This is a genomic window from Paracholeplasma brassicae (assembly GCF_000967915.1).
Classification (GTDB): domain Bacteria; phylum Bacillota_I; class Bacilli_A; order Acholeplasmatales; family UBA5453; genus Paracholeplasma; species Paracholeplasma brassicae.
The window spans coordinates 1,450,679-1,470,157 of sequence record NC_022549.1 but is presented as its reverse complement, the minus strand read 5'-3'; the positions used below and the strand labels follow the sequence as shown (position 1 = coordinate 1,470,157).

Here is a 19,479-nt window from a genome sequence, read left to right as displayed (position 1 = left end):
ACAATGATTACGATTTACACAACGCCAAGTTGTTCATCTTGTCGAAAAGCGAAAAAGTGGTTAGAAGAGCATCATTTGCCATACGAAGAAAAGAATTTATTCAGCAATCGTATCACATTAAATGACATTACATTGATGCTGAAAAACGCCGAAAACGGGTTTGAAGACATTATTTCAACACGATCAAAAATATTCAAAGAACAAGATTTAGATGTTGAATCCATGTCTGTTAGTCAATTAAGAGATTTTATTATTGATAACCCAAGCGTACTAAAAAGACCAATTATTGTTGATGATAATAAAATGCAAGTCGGATACAATGACGAAGAAATTAGAGTGTTTATTCCAAGACGCTTAAGACAACTCGTTATGTGCGCAGACTGTCCACAAGGTGAAACCTGTGACTATCAATCAGCAATTAAACGCTATTTTGATGAGATTAAGAGCGACCAAAAAACAGTATAGTTAATAAAAAACACGAGAAATCGTGTTTTTTTACGTTTGTAAAGAAAAAACCAGTCGAAAGACTGATTATTTGTTCTCTTGATAAATACGTTCTGATTTTCTAATCGGCTGTTTTTGAGTAATTTGATAACTATCTAAAAACTCTTTAAAGCATTCGAGTCCGATATCGAATTGATCAACTTCATACTCAATTTCGTAATCTGTTTTACCATAGTATTCAATCTTATCAAAGAAGAGCTCGCCTTCTTTATAAGGGGTTGATACACGATAATTATCTAATTGACCGATGATCGTAACTTTTTTGTCGTAATCAAAAAAATCACACACATTAAACCCATTTTTTATCATGTCAAGGGCTTGTTCTTCGTCTAATAATACGTGTTGTTCATAGGCACCTTGTTCACTGTGTGATTTCATAGTGACTTTGTAAAAATGATCTCCCTTTTTACGGATTCTAAGGACGATTTTATTTGTTCTAAAAAACAGGTCCTCTGTATCAAAATAATAATTTGTTTGCTTGAAAATATTGTTTTCAAGTTGAAACTGTTCAATAAGCGATAAGTATTGTTCTTCACTAATCGGAGTTTTGAACTCAATTTCAATGTTTGCATTCATTTTTTCATCACCCGTCTATATTATCTATTATTTTGACTCAAATAGCAAGATTTATGTTATATTTAGAAGTAGGGGTGGATGGTATGCGCTATTGGATTATTAGTAAAACAGATGAAATTAGCAATGACGTTTCTAGACGTGTAAAAGAACTTGCTATGGGTGTACTTGATGAAAAGAACCCTGAGGTTGTTTTCTCTATTGGTGGTGATGGCACAGTCCTTGATGTGATCGAGCGTTATCAGTCAATGATTAATCAAATTCTAATTGTATCAATACACACTGGAAACCTAGGTTTTTACACAGAGTTTTTGCCAAATGAACTGGATGAAATGTTTAAGTTGTTAAAGGAAGAGAAGTCGTATGTCAATTATTACTTGCTTGAGTATGAGGTAAATGACATCAAAGGTTATGCGTTAAATGAAATTACAATGAGTGGGATTGGTCGTATGTTAAAAGCAGAAGTATACATCGATCACACGTATTTGATGCATACCAGAGGCAACGGTATTTGTGTTTCAACGCCGACTGGTTCAACGGCTTATAACAAAGCACTTGGTGGGGCAATTCTCGACAATAAGCTAAAGGCGATACAATTAAACCTAATCGCCCCCTTTGAAACGGCAGGCAACAAGGTGATTTATCCGGTCGTGTTATCAGATGCGCATGAGTTTGTGATTAAACCGGATGAAAAGCACATTGATCTTTCGTTTGACAGACGCTTTATTTCACTTGAAAATGTGTCTAGCATCAAGGTGCGATTAAGTCAAGTTTGTGTTAAATTTTTGAAAAATGAAAAACACGACTTTGCCCATCGCATTCATAAGACTTTCATTGCTCGTAATTAAAACGTTTACATTTATATATATCTATATATAGCAGCAATTTAACTTGAATTTTTGTCGATAAATGATAAAATAACTATGGAAACAAAAACCAAAACTAAGGAGGGTTTTTTAATATGGCTATCAAAGTAGCAATTAATGGATTTGGTCGTATCGGCCGTTTAGCATTCCGCTTAATGCACAACAACCCAGCGTTTGACGTTGTGGCATTAAATGACTTATCAAATGCAGATGAACTTGCATACCTTTTAAAGTATGACACTGCACAAGGTAGATTCCCAGGAGAAGTATCAGTTGAAGGTAATTTTTTAGTAGTTGATGGTAAGAAAGTTCAAATCATCGCTGAAAAAGATCCAGCAGCATTACCATGGGGTCAATTAGGTGTTGACGTTGTCTTAGAATGTACAGGTTTATTCTTAACAGAAGACAAAGCAATTAAGCACGTAGAAGCAGGTGCTAAGAAGGTTGTTCTTTCAGCTCCTTCAAGCTCAAAAGGCATCAAAACAATCGTATTTAACGTTAACCACAACACATTAGATGGTTCAGAAGCAATCATCTCGGGTGCTTCATGTACAACAAACTGCCTTGCACCAATGGTTAAAGTATTAGATGACGCATTCGGTGTTGAAAAAGGATTCATGACAACTGTTCATGCTTACACTAATGACCAATCATTAATGGACCAACCACACAAAAAAGGCTACCAATCACGTCGTGGTAGAGCAGCAGCAGCTTCAATCATTCCTTCATCAACTGGTGCAGCAGCAGCAGTAGGTAAAGTATTGCCACACTTAAATGGTCATTTAGATGGAACAGCGTTACGTGTACCTACACTAACTGGTTCAATCGTTGACTTCACTGTGGAATTAAAGAAAAACGTAACCGTTGAAGAAGTTAACCAAGCATTCGCTAAAGCTTCTAACGATACATTATTCTACACAGAAGATCCGATCGTATCAGCTGACATTATCGGCTCACACGCTTCAGTATTTGATGCTGGTACAACTCAAATCTTAACAACTAACGACAAGCAAATGGTTAAAGTAATGTCATGGTATGACAATGAAATGACTTATACTGCACAATTAGTTAGAACACTTGAGTTCTTTGCAGGTTTAATTAAGTAAACAGAATAAGATGATTAGCTCAGGCTAATCATTTTTTTTACTTTCTAGCATGTAAACTCACACAATTTACCAATATTATTTAAGTAGGTCTTTTCTTTGACTGTTTTAAGTGACATCGCGGTTCTCTTCGTTTATAATAAGTGTAAGTATAAAAGGGAGGTTTTTTTAATGTATAAATTAGTCGAAACAAAAGAAGACATCAGACGAATCTCAAAAATGGCGACGAGTATTTGGAAAGAGACTTATCAACCAATCTTAAAAGAAAATCAAATTAGCTACATGCTTGAAAAGTTCTTAAGTGTAAAATCCATTAAAGAACAAATCAATCAGGGGTATCAATACTATTTATTAAAAGAAGAAAAAACCGCTGGTTTTGCTAGTATTCTAAATCGAGAAGAAGATTTGTTTCTATCAAAGCTTTACGTCTATGAAGCACAAAGAAGTAAAGGTGTCGGTAAAAAGTTCATCGATTATTTAAAAACACTTGAAAAACCAATTGTTTTAACGGTGAATAAACAGAATCAAAAAGCCATTGAGTTTTACCAAAAAGAAGGCTTTGTGATCATCGAAGAGGTAGTAACTGACATCGGAAATAACTATGTCATGGATGATTATGTGATGAGGTATACGAATGAATAGTTTTAAAGCGTTATTGATGGAAGAAAAAAAGAAGCCCTACTTTAAAACGTTAGAAAAGAACATTTTTGAGGATAGAAATAGCGGTAATGTATATCCAAAAGAAGAAGACGTCTATAAAGCGATTGAGCTCTGTGAGTTAGATCAAGTCAAAGTCGTCATTATTGGACAAGATCCATATCATGGTAAGAATCAAGCCAACGGTCTGGCTTTTAGTGTGAATCAAGGCGAAAAATTACCACCAAGTTTGAAAAACATCTATAAAGAGATTGAAACGTCATCGATTTATTCAATGGGTACCAATGGGGATTTAACGTCATGGGCAAAACAAGGTGTTCTCTTGTTAAATACAATTTTAACGGTAAAAGAAGGACAACCACTGTCGCATAAAGATTATGGTTGGCAGACGTTTACAAACGAGATCATTCATCTTATCAATGAAAAAAAACATCACGTGGTTTACTTGTTATTTGGTGCTCATGCGAAAACATATGCAAACATGATTGACCAATCAAAAAATTATATATTCTATGCACCACATCCGTCACCACTGTCTGCTTATCGAGGATTTATTGGTTCGCATGTCTTTGAACTAGCAAACCACGTCTTAGAAAATCTTGGACTTGGTACAATTGATTGGCAAATTATATAGGATATGATAGAATAAGCTTACAGAGTAATAAGAAAGCGTTAAGTGACTAATCATGGGATGTCGGATTAGTACGAACACTAAGGTGGCGGTTTTCTTGTGCGTCCGCTGTAAGTTTGTTTTTTATTGGTGGATTTCTTAATCTAAGGAGGTCGTTTTTATGGAAAAGAATGTGTTAAGAATTGTTTTAGGGGCTGTTTTTGCCAGCCTATCGGTAGCAATTAATCTAATGTTTTATTTTCTCATCCCGAGTAATGGAACCTTTGGGCTACCTTATTATGCCATACCACTGATTATCGGTGGGGTTTTGTTGGGGCCAATTTATGGTCTACTAATTAGTGCGGTTGCAGATACGGCTTTTGGGTTGGTGGTCGGTTACATGCCACTTTATACCATATCGTCTTTAATGTGGGGCATACTGCCAGGCTTACTTTATAAGAAAGATTATAAATTCTTTCATTTAGCGCTTGTTATTGTTGTAAGCTACCTGTTAGCCACAAGTGCCAATACATTTGCTAATTTCATCTATTTTGGACGAAAAACAGCACTTGGAACATTACCAATTCGTTTATTGTCGCTTTTGTTTAATTCAGGGCTTATTGTGTTTGTGGTAGACTCAATTCTAAAACGAATTGAATCGTTACTTCCAATTGAGTCAAGTAAGGCTTATATCCCAAGATAAATTTATGCATTGAAACAAGAAATATATTCATGGTAATCATACGATGAAATAGGACTGTTTTCAATGCGTTTTTTTCATCAAAAAACGACGTAAATTTTGAAAAAAAACAAAAATGAGTTATCGGCTTATTGAAGCGATAAAACAGTTTTCTATGAAATGTCATTTTTGATTAAATGAAAATGTGTGAAAATATTTTTAACAAAAGTATTGCATTTCACAAAAAATAGTCTATAATTAAATCTTGTAAAAATAGAAAATTAGGAGGATGAGGTATTGGAGAAAAAAGTAATTATCGAATTAATTGACGTGGTTAAGAAATTCGATGATGATGTGATCGTAGATCGTTTAAATCTACAAATTTATGAGAATGAGTTTATTACTCTATTAGGCCCTTCGGGTTGTGGAAAAACAACAACGTTACGTATGATCGGTGGATTTGAACAACCAAATTCAGGCGATATCATTATTGACGGTAAGGTATTTAATGAATTGCCACCTTACGCTAGACCAATTAATACCGTATTTCAAAGTTATGCCTTGTTTCCTCATTTAAATGTATTTGACAATGTCGCATTTGGATTAAATAACCGTCCATTTGACTATTTGTTAAACTTCTTTAATGAAGAGAAACTAAGACACGAAATTGAAATCGAAAATAACAATAAAGAGATTACAAAAAAAGATTTAAAGAAAAAAATCAAAGAAAAAATAAGCATCGCCGTTAAAGAAGCACTTGCATTAGTGAGTTTAAAAGGATTTGAAAATCGTAAGATTACACAAATGAGTGGTGGGCAACAACAACGCGTTGCATTAGCTAGAGCACTTGTTAATAAACCTAAAATATTATTACTTGATGAACCGCTTGCTGCGCTTGACTTAAAGTTAAGACAAAGCATGCAATACGAATTAAAAGAAATGCAACGTCAACTAGGTATCACCTTCATCTTTGTCACACATGACCAAGAAGAAGCCATGACGATGAGCGACCGTATTGTGGTTATGAAGGACGGTTTAATTCAACAAATGGGCACACCAAAACACATTTATAATGAGCCTGTCAATCGCTATGTAGCAACGTTTATTGGTGAATCTAATATCATTAGAGGTACGTATCTTAAAAAAGATTTAGTTAATTTCATGGGTGTTGATTTTGATTGTCAAGGTTACACGTTTAATGAAAATGAAACCGTTGATGTGGTGATACGTCCTGAGGACTTTGATGTCGTCGACTTAGATAAAGCCAAATTAAAAGGGATCGTTACACAATCCATCTTTAAAGGGGTTCATAACGAATTGACGGTCGTCGTTGACGCGGTTGAATTGAACGTGAATACTTACGAAAACTATGTCGTAGGTGAACCAATCGGATTAAAGGTTGACCCATACGAAATCCATATAATGAAGGTCAATAAAGATGAATAATAAGGCATTTAGACTTTTAGCCAAACCATATTTTGTTTGGTTATACGTACTCGCATTAGTACCGGTCTTTGTCATGTTATTTCTAAGCTTTGTGAAAAGTGAGGGCATTAGTTTCGATGAAATGACCGTTTCACTTGAGAGTTTCTTATTAGTTAAAGAACGATCGACCTTAATTGCGTTTCGTAATTCCTTATTATTTGCACTTAGTACTACGGTGATTTCGATGGTCATTGGCTATTTTGTGGCATACCGAGTATTTAAATCAAAATTCAATAATAAGTTTTTAGTTTTAACCATATTAATATTACCAATGTGGTCTAACTTGTTATTACGTACAGAAGCGTTAGGTAACATTATGGAATATAATAACATCTACACCGATCTATTATCAAAAGCAGGCATCAATGCCGGTATTAGTATTAGAGGTACCTCACTGGCTGTTTTAATCGGGCTAGTGTTTACCTACTTACCGTTTATGATTCTACCAATCTACACAGCACTAGAGAAAATTAGTGTTCGTTTAGAAGAAGCGTCATTAGATTTGGGGCTAACTGAATTTCAAACGTTTTGGAAAGTGACGTTTCCATTGTCTTTAAAAGGGCTAATTAGCGGCTCAATTATGGTTTTCTTGCCAACGCTTTCTGGGTTTGCTATTCCTCAAATCTTAGGTAAGGGAAACATCATCTTAATCGGTAACGTGATTGAAGAGTCATTCAAGAACATGAACTATAACTTTGGTTCATTGTTAGCGGTTATTATTTTATTCTTTATTATTGGGGCATTATTGATCATTAATAAAGTGGATAAGGATGGTGAAACGTTATTATGATGAAAGAAACAAAAAACTATCCAAAAGCGAATTTACAAGATTATGGTTATAAAGACAGAACGCGAGTAAACAAATACTTTAAGCGTTTCTCAATTGGCCTTAGTGTCGTTGTTGTTTTAATGATGTATTTATCGGTGGTTACCATTGCATTTCAATCAGTCAATTCAAGCACAGATATTAGTTCTTTTGAAGGGTTTACACTTAAATGGTACTTCAATATGTTTTCCAATCGTTCACTGAAAAATGCGATTGTTAACACAATTACCGTCAGTGTGATCGCAACGTTACTTGCAACTGTTCTTGGGACACTGGTTGCGGTTGGGATTAACGCAATCGAAAAAAAGAAAAGACAACACATCATGATTTTAAATAACATTCCTGTGTTAAATGCCGATATCGTAACCGGTATTTCCTTGATGTTAATTTTTAGTATGTTGTTACCATTATTTCCTTACTTATTTGGACCGGCGACTTTAATTCTAGCGCATTTGTTCTTTACAATGCCTTATGTGGTTTTAAGCGTTCTACCTAAGTTGAGAGAAACCGATAAGTTTTTAATGGATGCGGCACTAGACTTGGGTATTAGACCTTATCGTGCATTGTACAAAGTGATTGTTCCAGCCATTAAAGCAGGGATATTCTCAGGTATGTTACTTGCCTTTACGATGAGTATTGATGATTTCGTCATTAGCTACTATAACACAGGTAATGGGTTCGATAACCTATCTATTTGGATTTATGGTTCGATTGGTAGACGATCATTGACACCGAGTGTTTATGCGTTTTCAACCATGGTAACCCTATTTACGGTGTTATCGTTAATTGGTTATCAGTATTTAAAGACTAGGAGGGTAAAAAATGAAAAACATTAAGCGATATGGTTTATTGTTAATTGTATTTTTAGGTTTCTCATTATTATCCGGATGTAACCGAGGAAACCAATTGCTCATCCTTAACTGGGGTGAATACATCAATGACGAGATGGTTCAAGCGTTTGAAAAAGAAACTGGTTATGAAGTCATTATATCAATTGCAGATTCAAATGAGCTTTTCTACTCAAAAGTAAAATCAGGTACCACCGCTTATGACTTAGTTGTTCCTTCGGACTACATGGTAGAAAAGATGGTTAAGAAAAACTTGCTTCAAGAAATTGATTATCGTAAGTTGACGAATTATGATCCCATCAACAACCCTTACATGCCTGGCGTTTCAGGCATTCAAAGTGAAATGTTTGATGGCAATGAAAATTACGCTGTACCTTATTTTTGGGGTACGTTTGGGATTATGTATAACAAACAAAAAGCAGGCTTAGAAGAAGCGCTAAATACCAACGGTTGGGACGCTTATTTTGATCCAGAAAAACGGCCTTCAGGGACACGTGTCGGGATGTACAATACACCAAGATTCGCTTACGCTGCTGCACTTTTTGGCGCTGGGCTATCACCAAATATCTTTGATGAAGCTTCTTTAAAAGTTGCAGAGGACAAATTATCAAATTTTAAATTTACTGAATGGGGCTTTGATACCTTGAAAAAAGGGATTGCTGCAAATAACTTAGATATGGCTTATCTTTACACAGGGGATTTTCTTGATATGTTGTACACGAGACTTGATGCGGGTGATAAACTAGAAGACATCACGTTTGATATCTACATTCCAGATGAAACAATTGCGTTTATGGATTTCTTTGTGATTCCGAAGAATGCTAGACACGTGGATAAAGCACACGAGTTCATCGATTTCTTTCTAAGACCAGAAGTAGCTTATGAAAACGCCTCGGTTGTTGGTTATGCCACACCAATCAGAAACGCCTACGATTTAATTATTTCTCACATCGATGATGAGGATCCATGGTTAAGTGCTTGGGCTTACGCCAATAAGACGTATTATCCACTACCAAAAGAAGGGGATTTAAAACCTTATAAAGGCACACCGCTTTCTGACTTCACTCAAGCTCAAAACGATCGAATCAACTTATTAATCAACAACATAAAATCGAAATAAATAAAATAAAGAGATGAGAATAGAAGTTTTTCTCATCTTTTTTTTGATATAATTGTAGATAAAGCAGGTGAATTCATGAAAAAACTATGGATGGTGATGATTTTGAGTATGATTTTTGTATCGGGATGTGAAACAAAAAAAGTGTTTGTCGGGGAAGTCTATTTAACCTCAGAACGTTTGGAGTCTTATCTTGAATTTAAAGAGAGTTTAATGAGTACAAAAGAAGAAAGTACACATTCAATTATTCGAATCGAATCAAACAAAACGTATCAAGTCATTGATGGTTTTGGTGCGGCAATGACTGAGTCGAGTGCTTACAATTTAAAAAATGCCATTAAGAAGGAAGAAATGCTTAAAGCGTTATTCTCTAAAGAGGGTATTAATTTAAATATGGTTCGTTTAACGATGGGATCGTCGGATTTTTCATTGTCGAATCAAACGTATCAACCAACGGCTACAAGTCCGTTTTCAATCGAAAGTGATCGACTCATATTAGATATATTAAACGAGATAGAACAAGACATCAAATACGTCTCTTCCCCATGGACCGCGCCTGCTTGGATGAAAGATAGTCAAGCCTTAAATGGTGGTAACTTTTTAAATAGCTATACAAAAACCTATGTTAACTACTTTTTAAACTACATAGAGGCATATCAAAAAGAAGGCATTGAAATCTATGCGGTAACGCCACAAAATGAACCGCTTCATCAAACGCCAAATTACCCTTCGATGTTAATGAGTGCACTAGTTCAAGCCGGTTTTATACATGAACTTAAAACCCAATTAATCAAAGAAAATTTGGATGTAAAAATATTCGGCTTTGATCATAATTTTAAAGACATCGGTTACCCTAAAACCCTATTAAATAGTAAACTCTCAAGGGAGTCTATGGATGGCTTAGCGTTTCATTGTTACGACGGGGATGTGAGTAGTTTAAATGATGAAGCGTTTGAGGGTATTGATTTATACATTACCGAATGCAGTGGCGGAAGATGGGCAACCCATTTCACCTCTAATTTACTTTGGAACATGGAGAATTTACTCATTGGCGGATTAAATCAAAACGTTAAAGGTGTGATGCTTTGGAATTTAGTACTTGATGAAAACGATGGACCGAAAAATGGTGGGTGCATGAATTGTCGCGGGGTTTTGACAAAAACGGATCAAGGTTATCAAAAGAATGTGGAGTATTATGCCTTAGGACACTTCTCTAAATTTCATCAAAACGGTGCAAAACGGATCGAGACAACAAGTTCTAATGTAAACATTTTAGCAACTTCATTTAAAAACCATGATGGGTCTATCGTGCTCGTGGCCGCAAATAAAACGACGATTGATTTAAAAACTAGCATCTATGTTGATGGTGCGTATTACCAATACACAATACCAAAAGAATCGGTCATAACGATTGAATTTAAGTAAAAAAAAGAAGCTTTTTCGTAAGCTTCTTTTTTAGTTGTCGTTATTTTGTGGATTGTCTTTCAACTAATTTCACATCAAGAACTCGGTGAAATTCACCTAAATTTTCGTTATTAAGTAATTTGACAAGTGACTCGACGGCTAGTTCACCCATACGTCTGATTGGTTGTTCAATCGTCGTGATATTTGGTGAGACGAGTTTGGTAAATACGATGTTATCAAATCCGATGATTTGAATGTCTTCTGGCACTCGTTTACCTAGTTTTTGAAGGATGTATAGGGTGTGAATCGCTAAGAAATCCGATTGTGCAAAAATAGCGTCAATTTGTGGGTTGTCTTTAATGATTCGTTCGATTTCAGATACGTCGGGGTTAATCATGTCACCATCGTGTGACAAATAGGGGATGTTGTTTTGGACCAACACTTGTCTAAAGCCTAAGGATCGTTCAGAAACGGTTAGTAAAAAAGAAGGACCTCGTAGCTCAAGAATGTATCTTGCCCCACCACTAATGAGCTTTTGTGCAGCAATGACGCCACCAAGCACGTTATTCGAAGTAATCGAAGGGACGTTTTCAGCTAAAATGTGGTCAACCGTTAAAATAGGCATCGTTGAATTCATAAGCTTTGTAATGTTGTGTGCGTTAGAAGCTAAAATGATGCCATCGATGTTATATTGACTGAAAATTTGAATGTAGTCAGCTTCACGTTGTTTATTGTCTTGTGTGTTTGACAACATGATCTTATAACCTAGACGCATGGCTTGGTTTTCAATGCCTTCAATTAGCTCGGCATAAAACTGCGTATCAAAATGTGGGACTAAGACACCAATTAAACGCGAATGTTTGTTATATAATGAACGTGCGAGTTCATTAGGAATGTAGTTTAATTCTTTAATGGCAGTCTCAACTAATGCTCTAGTCTCATCGTTAACATACCCTTTATTATTAATTACCCTAGAGACAGTCGCCACACTGACGTTGGCCTTTTTTGCAACATCTTTGATCGTTGCCATAGATAATCACCTCATAAATATTATATAATAAGTATAGACTTAATAAAAGTAAAAACGAAAGGTTAGATATAATGGTAAAAATAATTGGTGCAGGACTCGCAGGTAGCGAAGCGGCTTGGTATCTTGCAAATAAAGGAATCAAAGTAAAACTCTATGAAATGAGACCCTTTGTAAAAACAGACATTCATCAAACAAGTGATTTTGCAGAACTTGTTTGTTCGAACTCTTTAAGAAGTAACGACCCGCTAAATGCGGTTGGGATGTTGAAAAACGAAATGATTCAGATTGGGTCGTTAATTTTAGAAGCGGCCTACGCCACACAGGTGAAGGCAGGTTCTAGTTTGGCGGTAGACCGTTATGGTTTTTCTGAGTACATCACAAACAAAATAAGAAATCATGAGAACATCGAAGTCATCAATGAAGAAGTTAAAGAAATTGATAAAGATGCTTATACGATCGTTGCAGCTGGGCCACTGGCATCAAGTGATTTGACCAATGAGATTCAATCGTTATTTGGTGTTAAGAAACTTCATTTCTTTGACGCCGTTGCCCCAATCATTGATGGATCAACCATTAACTATGACATTGCGTATCTAAAATCAAGATACGATAAAGGCGAAGCCGCTTATTTAAACTGTCCAATGACCAAAGAGCAGTATGAGACGTTTTACGAAGCACTAACCACGGCTGAACGTGCTGGGTTTAAAGATTTTGAAGTGAATGTCTTTGAAGGTTGTATGCCGGTAGAAATTATGGCAGGAAGAGGCATTGAGACGCTTCTTTATGGCCCATTAAAACCGGTGGGTCTTGAAAAAGAACCAGGGCAACGCCCACACGCCGTTATCCAATTAAGACAAGACGATGCGGCAAGTAGTTTATATAACATTGTTGGGTTTCAAACCAATTTAAAATGGAGTGAACAAAAAAGAGTCATTCAACTCATCCCTGGACTTGAGAATGCATCAATTGTCCGTTATGGTGTGATGCATAAAAATACTTACTTAGAATCACCAGGTGTCTTAAACCGAATGTATCAGTCGATTGCGCACGACAAAGTGTTTGTGGCTGGTCAAATTAGTGGGGTTGAGGGTTACGTCGAAAGTGCAGCCTCAGGGCTTTCTGCGGCATTCCACATGGAACGTTTAATCAATCAAAAAGTTCTAAAACCATTCCCAGAAGACACGATGATTGGCGCAATGGCAAGATACATTGCCACACCAAACAAAAGTTTTAATCCAATCAACGCCAATTTAGGTATATTGCCTGAACTAGCCAAACACAAAAAGAAAGAACGTAAAATGCTTTATAAAGAACGTGCAGAAGCATCATTAGCTAGCTACTTAAGTGAGATGATTTAATGAAAGACGACCAAGTTTTAAATAGGTATCAAGCGTATTTAGAAAACGAAAAGAATTTTGCTGAATTAACGGTGATCAATTATTTGAAGGATATCGAATCCTTCAAATCTTTTGTCGTTAATGAAGGCTTTTCAGATGGGTTACTTTCTGTTGCTCGAGAACGAATTTTTGGACATTATTTAAATCACTTGGCGTCAAAAAAATACAGCAATAAAACGATCGCAAGACATGTGTCATCGATTAAGCGATTTTATCGGTATTGTTACACGAATGAGTTAATTGAAAAAGACGTTTCACAAACGTTAAAAGCACCTAAAATCGAAAAAAAGTTGCCCAAAATCATTAATCAGAAAGAAATTGATTTGGTATTTCAATCGATCGACCAATCGACGCCATTAGGCTTTCGTAACTACTTGATCTTTGAAATGCTTTATAGTTTAGGTTTACGTGCAAGCGAACTTTGTCAGATTGAAGTTAGTGACATCGATTTATCAAGAATGCAAATCAAAGTTAAAGGTAAAGGTTCAAAAGATCGCTACGTCGTGGTCCATGATGGCCTCGCAAAAGCACTTAGAACTTACTTAACCTACACAAGAGTACTTCTTCAAACCAAAGGCGATTCACTTGAGAGTAATCGGTTATTAATTAATTATAAGGGTGGTAATTTAACGCCTCGTGGATTGAGGGTAATTTTAAATAAACTATTTGATGAGGCAGGCGAAACCATTCACGTATCGCCACACATGTTGAGGCATTCATTTGCCAGTGCACTTCTAGATGGGGGCGCTGACTTAAGAGTGGTTCAAGAGTTACTTGGACATGAACACTTAAAAACAACTCAAATCTATACGCATTTGTCCAATGAAAAGATTAAGAAGATTTACAAAGACGCACACCCAAGGGCGGTAAAAAAATGATCAAAGAAATCATAATTAATAGTAGTGACCTAAAGGATAAACCAGTTGTGATAAGACACACCGCTAGAGCCATTATTTTTGTGGGTAATGAACTGGTTATGGCCTATTCGAATAAATTTAACGATTATATGTTTCCTGGCGGTGGTGTCATCGAGGGTGAAATCATTGAAGATGCTTTAAAAAGAGAACTTAAAGAAGAACTTGGTGTTGAAGAAATTTCTAAGATAAAAGAACTAGTACAGGTCGTTGAATTAAGGAATTATAGCTTTGAATACAATCTCAAACAGATGAGTAGGTATTTTTTGGTTGAGGCCATCAAATTTGGCGAACAAGCACTAGAAACTTACGAAATGAACTTTGGTTTACAACCCAAATATGTATCAATTGATCAAGCAATTAAATCCAATGAACTAGAAATCCTTAGAAGAGAAAAAGAAAATGTCAAAGGGGTTCATCCATACGCAACCTTAATAAGAGAAAACCAAGTACTCGAATTTCTAAAGAAAAACAAAGATCAAATTAATGAATTTTATCGAAGGGAGGTCATAAAATGAGAAAATTTCACGTAATTGAAGCATTTCGAAATGATCAACCAGTGCTTCCAATGAGACAAACACTTGGCAGTGGGGGTTATGATTTAGCCTCACTTTATGAAGTGACAATCAAACCAAATGAAATTGTGATGATTCAAACGGGATTAAAAGTAGAAATGCCCAAAAATGAAGTCATGCTCGTGTTCCCAAGGAGCTCATTAGGACTAAAGAAGCGATTGATGATGGCGAATAACGTTGGGGTAATTGACAGTGATTATTTTAACACACCGTCAAATGAAGGCCATATAATGATACCTCTTTATAATTTCGGACAAGAAACCGTTACGATTAATAAAGGTGAACGAGTGGCACAAGGCATTTTTACGAGCTACGAAACCACAACCGACGATCAACCACTAAATCTAAATCGATTTGGCGGGTTCGGTAGTACAGATTCTAATTTATAATTTCCTTGTATAAGAAGGACAAAAACGTTATAATGAAGTTAACTTAATGGGTATTAGGTGTCTTAGGACATAACAGGGAAGAAAGTAAAAGCTTTCGCTGCCCCAGCAACCGTAAAACGGACAAATCACATAAGCCACTGCGACTAAGCGGGAAGGCGTGAGGCGGATGATGTCTTAGCCGGTAGACCTACCTTTTATCTACTTTTGTACGGCCTGGGTGATGCTTGTATAACAACGATTTTTTTTGTTATATTCAACACCTAGACGTGTTGATTTTTTTTAAGAATATACTCCGGAGGCGTTAAAATGAAAAAAATCGTTACATTGTTTTTAATTGTATTTAGCTTAATGGTGATTGCGGGGTGTCAAACAAATAGCCCTTTAGAATTAACCGTTCAAGTCGTCGATCAGTCAAATGACGTTCGATTTGAAAAGACCATTCAATATAGCGAGGGTGCGTTTGACGGTGTCCTTGAAGCCATCGAGTCTGAGGTTTTAATGGACTATGAAATGTCAGAATATGGGGCATTTATCAAAGGGGTTGGGGGTATTTATCCAACCGATTCAAGTTACTGGTATTCTATCTATGTTGATGACATTTATAGCGAAGTTGGAATTGTCGAACTGACACTTGAGGATCAAATGGTCATTGAGTTTAGAGAAACCTCAATGAAAGACGCATTGGCTCTTGAAGTTGATCAATCGATTTATTCGTTTGTCGATCAATTAGTTGAAGATTACATAAGTGATGAAAAAATCGATTATTATGTATTCGCTGCGTATCAAAAATTGCAGACATTTAATACGAGATTAGCAACGATTGAGTCGTTACTTACAAAAGAAAAAATCAAAACTGATTATTCGGTTATTAGCGACTTACCGAGTGCGTTTCGCAGTGCCATTTATTTTAAAGCACTTGGATTAAATCTAGACCTAACGACGACTTATTTAAGCGGTTCGTCGGTTAATGAAGGCCCTTACGCCGTGTATTCTTATTATCCGCTTGTTCTCTCAAAATACATCATTAATCAAACAGTTGATGAGGTTCATTTAGGACAGTTATCTAGTGAAACGACGATTTCAGATGCGGATTACGCAGGGATGGCTTTACAATTACTTAGCTTAGATTCTGATTCATACGACGTACGCATCAATGAAATACTTACTTACTTAAAAGAAACGGTAACGAAAGACGGTTTTCTTGATTATAGTGGCAAAGCAAGCGCGTCTAGTACAGCGCAAGTTGTGCTGGGTCTTGTAAGCTTAGGCATTAACCCAAGATCTTTTGAAAACATTGATCTAATTGAAGCCTTAATGTCCTATCAAGAAGAAGGTGGTTTTAAAAACCATCAAACGGGTGCGGTTGATTTGATGTTTTCAACCCCACAAGTGTTTTCTTCGTTGGTTGTTTATAAACTATTTAACGATACATACCAAAATCCGAAGACTTCTCTTTATTTTTAGTCTATGAAAAAGATCCTTTTCAAATTACTGATTAGTCTGATTGTTGTTTTCTTTGGTCTGTTCATCTACACTCAGTTTAATCAAAAGACGACTGAAAAAGACACCATCATTGAAGTGAATCTTATTATCTATGATAAAAACGATCGAGTCTTTGAAGCAAATCTAGACTCAAAAGAAGATCAGTCGGTTGAAGCCTTCTTAAAAACATACTTTACATTAAAAGGCTCTAACTTTGGGTTTGGATATTTTTTAACTGGAATCCAATCAAGTGAAGTGAACTTAGAAGTCGATCAAACCACTTACTTTGCTTTTTATGTGGATGACGTTTACCAAGAAAAAGGGATCTCTCAAACCTATTTAAAAGACGGACAAACCGTCAAGTTAAAACTAGAAACATTAAGATAAGGGATAAAACACATGTCAAAAGTCAAAGAACTTCTTATCCTAAGTATGATGACAGTCATTTTATTTGTTAGCGAACAAGCACTGACGTTTTTACCAAACGTCCAAGTAACGGTTTTGTTAATTATTTTATACACCCGCATATTTGGTGTAAAAAAAACGCTACTCATTGTGATTGTTCATACGTTAGCAGACAATTTAATCCATGGAAGTTTAATGCCGATGACTTTTTTTCCAATGCTTTTGGGCTGGACACTAATACCGGTTTTACTAGGCACGGTCTTTAAGTTTCTTCAAAAAGCCATACATTTAGCGATATTTAGCTTTGTTTACAGTTACGTTTATGGGTTTTTATTCATCCCGTTTACAATCTATTTTACTGGGGCGAACTTTATGACAACATTAATACTAGATATTCCTTTTTCAACCATACTAGGGATTTCGAGTTTTCTAAGTATCTTGTGGTTGTATGAACCACTCTATGGGTTTATCAATGGGTTATTAGTTGAGCAAAAAGAACAAGAAGGTTTTGGTTCTTAAAAGAAATCATCAAGTCTAACCTATTTTGAATACTTATTATATAATAAATGGATTGTTTTTTCATTTATCGGTTGCAATTACGTAAAAGTTATGATATAGTTAAAAAGGCATTAAAATACACATGCTTAAATAGTTGCTTACCGAGTGCTAGAAATAGTGGTTGAAGCAATGTAAGTTAGGCAGAGGAAAAATACAACAAATGGAGGAATTTAAAATGTCAGTAGTTTCAATGAAACAATTATTAGAATCTGGCGTACACTTCGGTCATGCGACTAGAAGATGGAACCCAAAAATGCAACGTTACATCTACACTTCACGTAACGGCATTTACATCATTGACTTGAAGAAAACAGCAGATGAAATCGAAAATTCATACAAAGCAATGTTTGAAATCGTGTCAAATGGTGGTAAAGTACTATTCGTAGGTACAAAAAAACAAGCTCAAGAAGCAGTAAAAGAAGAAGCGCTAAGAACAGGTCATTTCTATGTTGATCAACGTTGGTTAGGTGGTACGTTAACAAACTTCAAAACCATCCGTCGTCGTATCAAACGTCTTAAAGACTTATATGAAATGGAAGAACAAGGCACATTTGCTGTCTTGCCTAAAAAAGAAGTAATCAATCTTAAAAAAGAAAGAGAACGTCTTGAAAAATTCCTTGGTGGTATTAAAGATATGCAAAAAGTGCCTGAGGCAATCTTTATCATCGACCCAAGAAAAGAAAGAAATGCAATCTTAGAAGCAAGAATCTTAGGTATCCCAGTGTTTGGTATCGTTGATACTAACTGTGACCCAGATGATGTTGACCACATCATTCCTGCAAACGACGATGCAATTAGAGCAGTTAAGCTAATCACTTGGGTAATGGGTAATGCAATTATCGAAGCTCAAGGTGGCGTTGTTGAAAAATTTGAGGACAGTGAAGAAGTGAATATGTCAGAAGCATCAAGAAATGCTGAAAACAAAGAACGTCCAAGAAGAAATAAAGATTATAAACCAAGAGGCGAAAAGTCTGATCGTAAACCTTACGTTAAAAGAGATACGACTGTAAAACCAGACTCAAACGCAACTTCAAAATAATTAATTCATTTTAGGGATGTTAACGCATCCCTATTTTTTTAAAAAATTGATTAAGAACAACTAAAAGAGTATAATATTAATGACAATAAGGAGGATTTAATTATGGCTATTACAGCACAATTAGTAAAACAATTAAGAGACATTACAGGCGCAGGTATGTTAGACTGCAAAAAAGCATTAGAACAAACAGACGGTGATGTGGAACAAGCAGTAACTTATTTAAGAGAAAAAGGGATCGCGAAAGCAGCTAAAAAAGCCGATCGTATCGCAGCTGAAGGGCTATGTAATGTGATCGTTGATGGCAATGTAGCAGTGGTCTATGAAGTCAACTCAGAAACGGATTTCGTAGCTAAAAACACACAATTCCTAGCTTTAATCGACAAAGTTGGACAAGCGTTATTGACTTCTGGTGTTACAACAACTGAAGAAGCATTAGCGGTTATCGTTGAAGGCAAAACAATTGAAATCATTTTAAGTGAAGCAACCGCAACAATCGGTGAAAAAATCACTTTAAGACGTGTTAACCGTGTTGAAAAGAAAGACGACCAAGTCTTTGGTGCTTACAAACATATGGGTGGCCGTATCGCGTCATTATCATTACTAAACGGTAATAACGAAGAAGTTGCTAAAGACATTGCGATGCACGTTGCAGCTCAAAACCCTAAATTCTTAGACCAAACACAAATCAGCGCTGATATGATTGCGTCTGAAAAAGAAATTTTATTACACCAAGCATTAGAAGAAAATAAATCTGAGGCAAAACCAAAACCGCAAAACATCATTGAAAAAATGGTTGAAGGTCGCTTAAACAAACAATTAAAAGAAATTTGCTTAGTGAACCAACCGTTTGTTAAAAACCCTGATGAAACAGTTGAACAATACGTTTCAAGAAATAAAACGGCAGTGGTCTCATTCCTACGTTTAGAAGTTGGCGAAGGCATTGAAAAGAAAGAAACTGATTTTGCAAAAGAAGTTGCAGAACAAATGAAGGCTTAATTTACCAAATACAAAATCTAAT

22 protein-coding genes and 2 riboswitches are annotated in these 19,479 nt (G+C 35.8%); of the genes, 20 read left to right on the top strand and 2 right to left on the bottom strand.

Annotation, left to right across the window (positions count from 1 at the left end):
* The first annotated feature begins 3 nt into the window (after nt 1-3).
* Nucleotides 4-465 carry a transcriptional regulator Spx gene (gene spx, locus BN853_RS06910; protein ID WP_030005229.1) on the top strand — a complete coding sequence of 154 codons (462 nt, stop codon included), beginning with the start codon at nt 4-6 and terminating at the stop codon, nt 463-465.
* Between the two features lie 66 nt (nt 466-531).
* On the opposite strand, the gene BN853_RS06905 is transcribed toward spx, so the two are convergent.
* The gene (locus tag BN853_RS06905; RefSeq protein ID WP_030005228.1) at nt 532-1,080 is read right to left on the bottom strand and encodes a CYTH domain-containing protein; all 549 of its coding nucleotides are present in this window, start codon (nt 1,078-1,080) and stop codon (nt 532-534) included.
* Between the two features lie 83 nt (nt 1,081-1,163).
* On the opposite strand from BN853_RS06905, the gene BN853_RS06900 reads away from it, so the two are divergent.
* From BN853_RS06900 to BN853_RS06855, 10 genes are all read left to right on the top strand, one after another.
* Nucleotides 1,164-1,925, top strand: a complete 762-nt coding sequence (locus BN853_RS06900; protein WP_030005227.1) for an NAD(+)/NADH kinase — start codon at nt 1,164-1,166, stop codon at nt 1,923-1,925.
* Between the two features lie 113 nt (nt 1,926-2,038).
* Entirely contained in the window at nt 2,039-3,049 is a 1,011-nt protein-coding gene (gene gap / locus BN853_RS06895; RefSeq protein ID WP_030005226.1) for a type I glyceraldehyde-3-phosphate dehydrogenase, read from the top strand.
* A 168-nt stretch (nt 3,050-3,217) separates the two neighbouring features.
* Nucleotides 3,218-3,688 carry a GNAT family N-acetyltransferase gene (locus tag BN853_RS06890; protein ID WP_030005225.1) on the top strand — a complete coding sequence of 157 codons (471 nt, stop codon included), beginning with the start codon at nt 3,218-3,220 and terminating at the stop codon, nt 3,686-3,688.
* Nucleotides 3,681-4,337: a uracil-DNA glycosylase gene (gene ung, locus BN853_RS06885; protein ID WP_030005224.1), complete on the top strand. Its 657-nt coding sequence runs from the start codon at nt 3,681-3,683 to the stop codon at nt 4,335-4,337. The genes BN853_RS06890 and ung overlap by 8 nt, the downstream gene beginning before the upstream one ends.
* An 18-nt stretch (nt 4,338-4,355) precedes the next feature.
* Nucleotides 4,356-4,447: riboswitch (THF riboswitch) on the top strand.
* A gap of 47 nt (nt 4,448-4,494) precedes the next feature.
* The gene (locus tag BN853_RS06880; RefSeq protein ID WP_030005223.1) at nt 4,495-5,016 is read left to right on the top strand and encodes an ECF transporter S component; all 522 of its coding nucleotides are present in this window, start codon (nt 4,495-4,497) and stop codon (nt 5,014-5,016) included.
* Nucleotides 5,017-5,289: 273 nt separating this feature from the next.
* On the top strand, nt 5,290-6,438 hold the full coding sequence (locus tag BN853_RS06875) for an ABC transporter ATP-binding protein (RefSeq protein WP_030005222.1): 1,149 nt from the start codon (nt 5,290-5,292) through the stop codon (nt 6,436-6,438).
* The gene (locus tag BN853_RS06870; protein WP_030005221.1) at nt 6,431-7,267 is read left to right on the top strand and encodes an ABC transporter permease; all 837 of its coding nucleotides are present in this window, start codon (nt 6,431-6,433) and stop codon (nt 7,265-7,267) included. The genes BN853_RS06875 and BN853_RS06870 overlap by 8 nt, the downstream gene beginning before the upstream one ends.
* Entirely contained in the window at nt 7,264-8,139 is an 876-nt protein-coding gene (locus BN853_RS06865; protein WP_030005220.1) for an ABC transporter permease, read from the top strand. Before BN853_RS06870 ends, BN853_RS06865 begins: the two co-directional genes overlap by 4 nt.
* On the top strand, nt 8,126-9,271 hold the full coding sequence (locus tag BN853_RS06860) for an ABC transporter substrate-binding protein (protein ID WP_052591338.1): 1,146 nt from the start codon (nt 8,126-8,128) through the stop codon (nt 9,269-9,271). The genes BN853_RS06865 and BN853_RS06860 overlap by 14 nt, the downstream gene beginning before the upstream one ends.
* 75 nt (nt 9,272-9,346) lie before the next feature.
* Complete coding sequence (locus BN853_RS06855; protein ID WP_030005218.1) at nt 9,347-10,693, top strand: glycoside hydrolase family 30 protein; 1,347 nt, start codon at nt 9,347-9,349, stop codon at nt 10,691-10,693.
* A gap of 40 nt (nt 10,694-10,733) precedes the next feature.
* On the opposite strand, the gene BN853_RS06850 is transcribed toward BN853_RS06855, so the two are convergent.
* Entirely contained in the window at nt 10,734-11,702 is a 969-nt protein-coding gene (locus BN853_RS06850) for a LacI family DNA-binding transcriptional regulator (RefSeq protein WP_030005217.1), read from the bottom strand.
* Nucleotides 11,703-11,773: 71 nt separating this feature from the next.
* Here BN853_RS06850 and trmFO point away from each other — a divergent pair, with 71 nt between their 5' ends.
* From trmFO to tsf, 9 genes are all read left to right on the top strand, one after another.
* Nucleotides 11,774-13,060, top strand: a complete 1,287-nt coding sequence (gene trmFO / locus BN853_RS06845) for a methylenetetrahydrofolate--tRNA-(uracil(54)-C(5))-methyltransferase (FADH(2)-oxidizing) TrmFO (protein WP_030005216.1) — start codon at nt 11,774-11,776, stop codon at nt 13,058-13,060.
* A complete protein-coding gene (xerA, locus tag BN853_RS06840; protein WP_030005215.1) occupies nt 13,060-13,977 on the top strand; it encodes a site-specific tyrosine recombinase/integron integrase in 918 nt (305 codons plus the stop codon). The genes trmFO and xerA overlap by 1 nt, the downstream gene beginning before the upstream one ends.
* On the top strand, nt 13,974-14,531 hold the full coding sequence (locus tag BN853_RS06835) for an NUDIX domain-containing protein (RefSeq protein WP_030005214.1): 558 nt from the start codon (nt 13,974-13,976) through the stop codon (nt 14,529-14,531). The genes xerA and BN853_RS06835 overlap by 4 nt, the downstream gene beginning before the upstream one ends.
* Nucleotides 14,528-14,977, top strand: coding sequence for a dUTP diphosphatase (gene dut, locus BN853_RS06830; protein WP_030005213.1), 450 nt, complete (start codon nt 14,528-14,530; stop codon nt 14,975-14,977). Before BN853_RS06835 ends, dut begins: the two co-directional genes overlap by 4 nt.
* Before the next feature lie 38 nt (nt 14,978-15,015).
* Nucleotides 15,016-15,186, top strand: a riboswitch (cobalamin riboswitch).
* A 97-nt stretch (nt 15,187-15,283) separates the two neighbouring features.
* Nucleotides 15,284-16,441, top strand: a complete 1,158-nt coding sequence (locus tag BN853_RS06825) for a hypothetical protein (RefSeq protein ID WP_030005212.1) — start codon at nt 15,284-15,286, stop codon at nt 16,439-16,441.
* 3 nt (nt 16,442-16,444) lie between these two features.
* Nucleotides 16,445-16,846 carry a DUF4430 domain-containing protein gene (locus BN853_RS06820; protein WP_030005211.1) on the top strand — a complete coding sequence of 134 codons (402 nt, stop codon included), beginning with the start codon at nt 16,445-16,447 and terminating at the stop codon, nt 16,844-16,846.
* 12 nt (nt 16,847-16,858) lie between these two features.
* Nucleotides 16,859-17,383 carry a hypothetical protein gene (locus BN853_RS06815; protein ID WP_030005210.1) on the top strand — a complete coding sequence of 175 codons (525 nt, stop codon included), beginning with the start codon at nt 16,859-16,861 and terminating at the stop codon, nt 17,381-17,383.
* A gap of 214 nt (nt 17,384-17,597) precedes the next feature.
* On the top strand, nt 17,598-18,461 hold the full coding sequence (rpsB, locus tag BN853_RS06810) for a 30S ribosomal protein S2 (protein ID WP_030005209.1): 864 nt from the start codon (nt 17,598-17,600) through the stop codon (nt 18,459-18,461).
* A 102-nt stretch (nt 18,462-18,563) separates the two neighbouring features.
* On the top strand, nt 18,564-19,457 hold the full coding sequence (gene tsf / locus BN853_RS06805; protein WP_030005208.1) for a translation elongation factor Ts: 894 nt from the start codon (nt 18,564-18,566) through the stop codon (nt 19,455-19,457).
* Nucleotides 19,458-19,479: the final 22 nt, after the last annotated feature.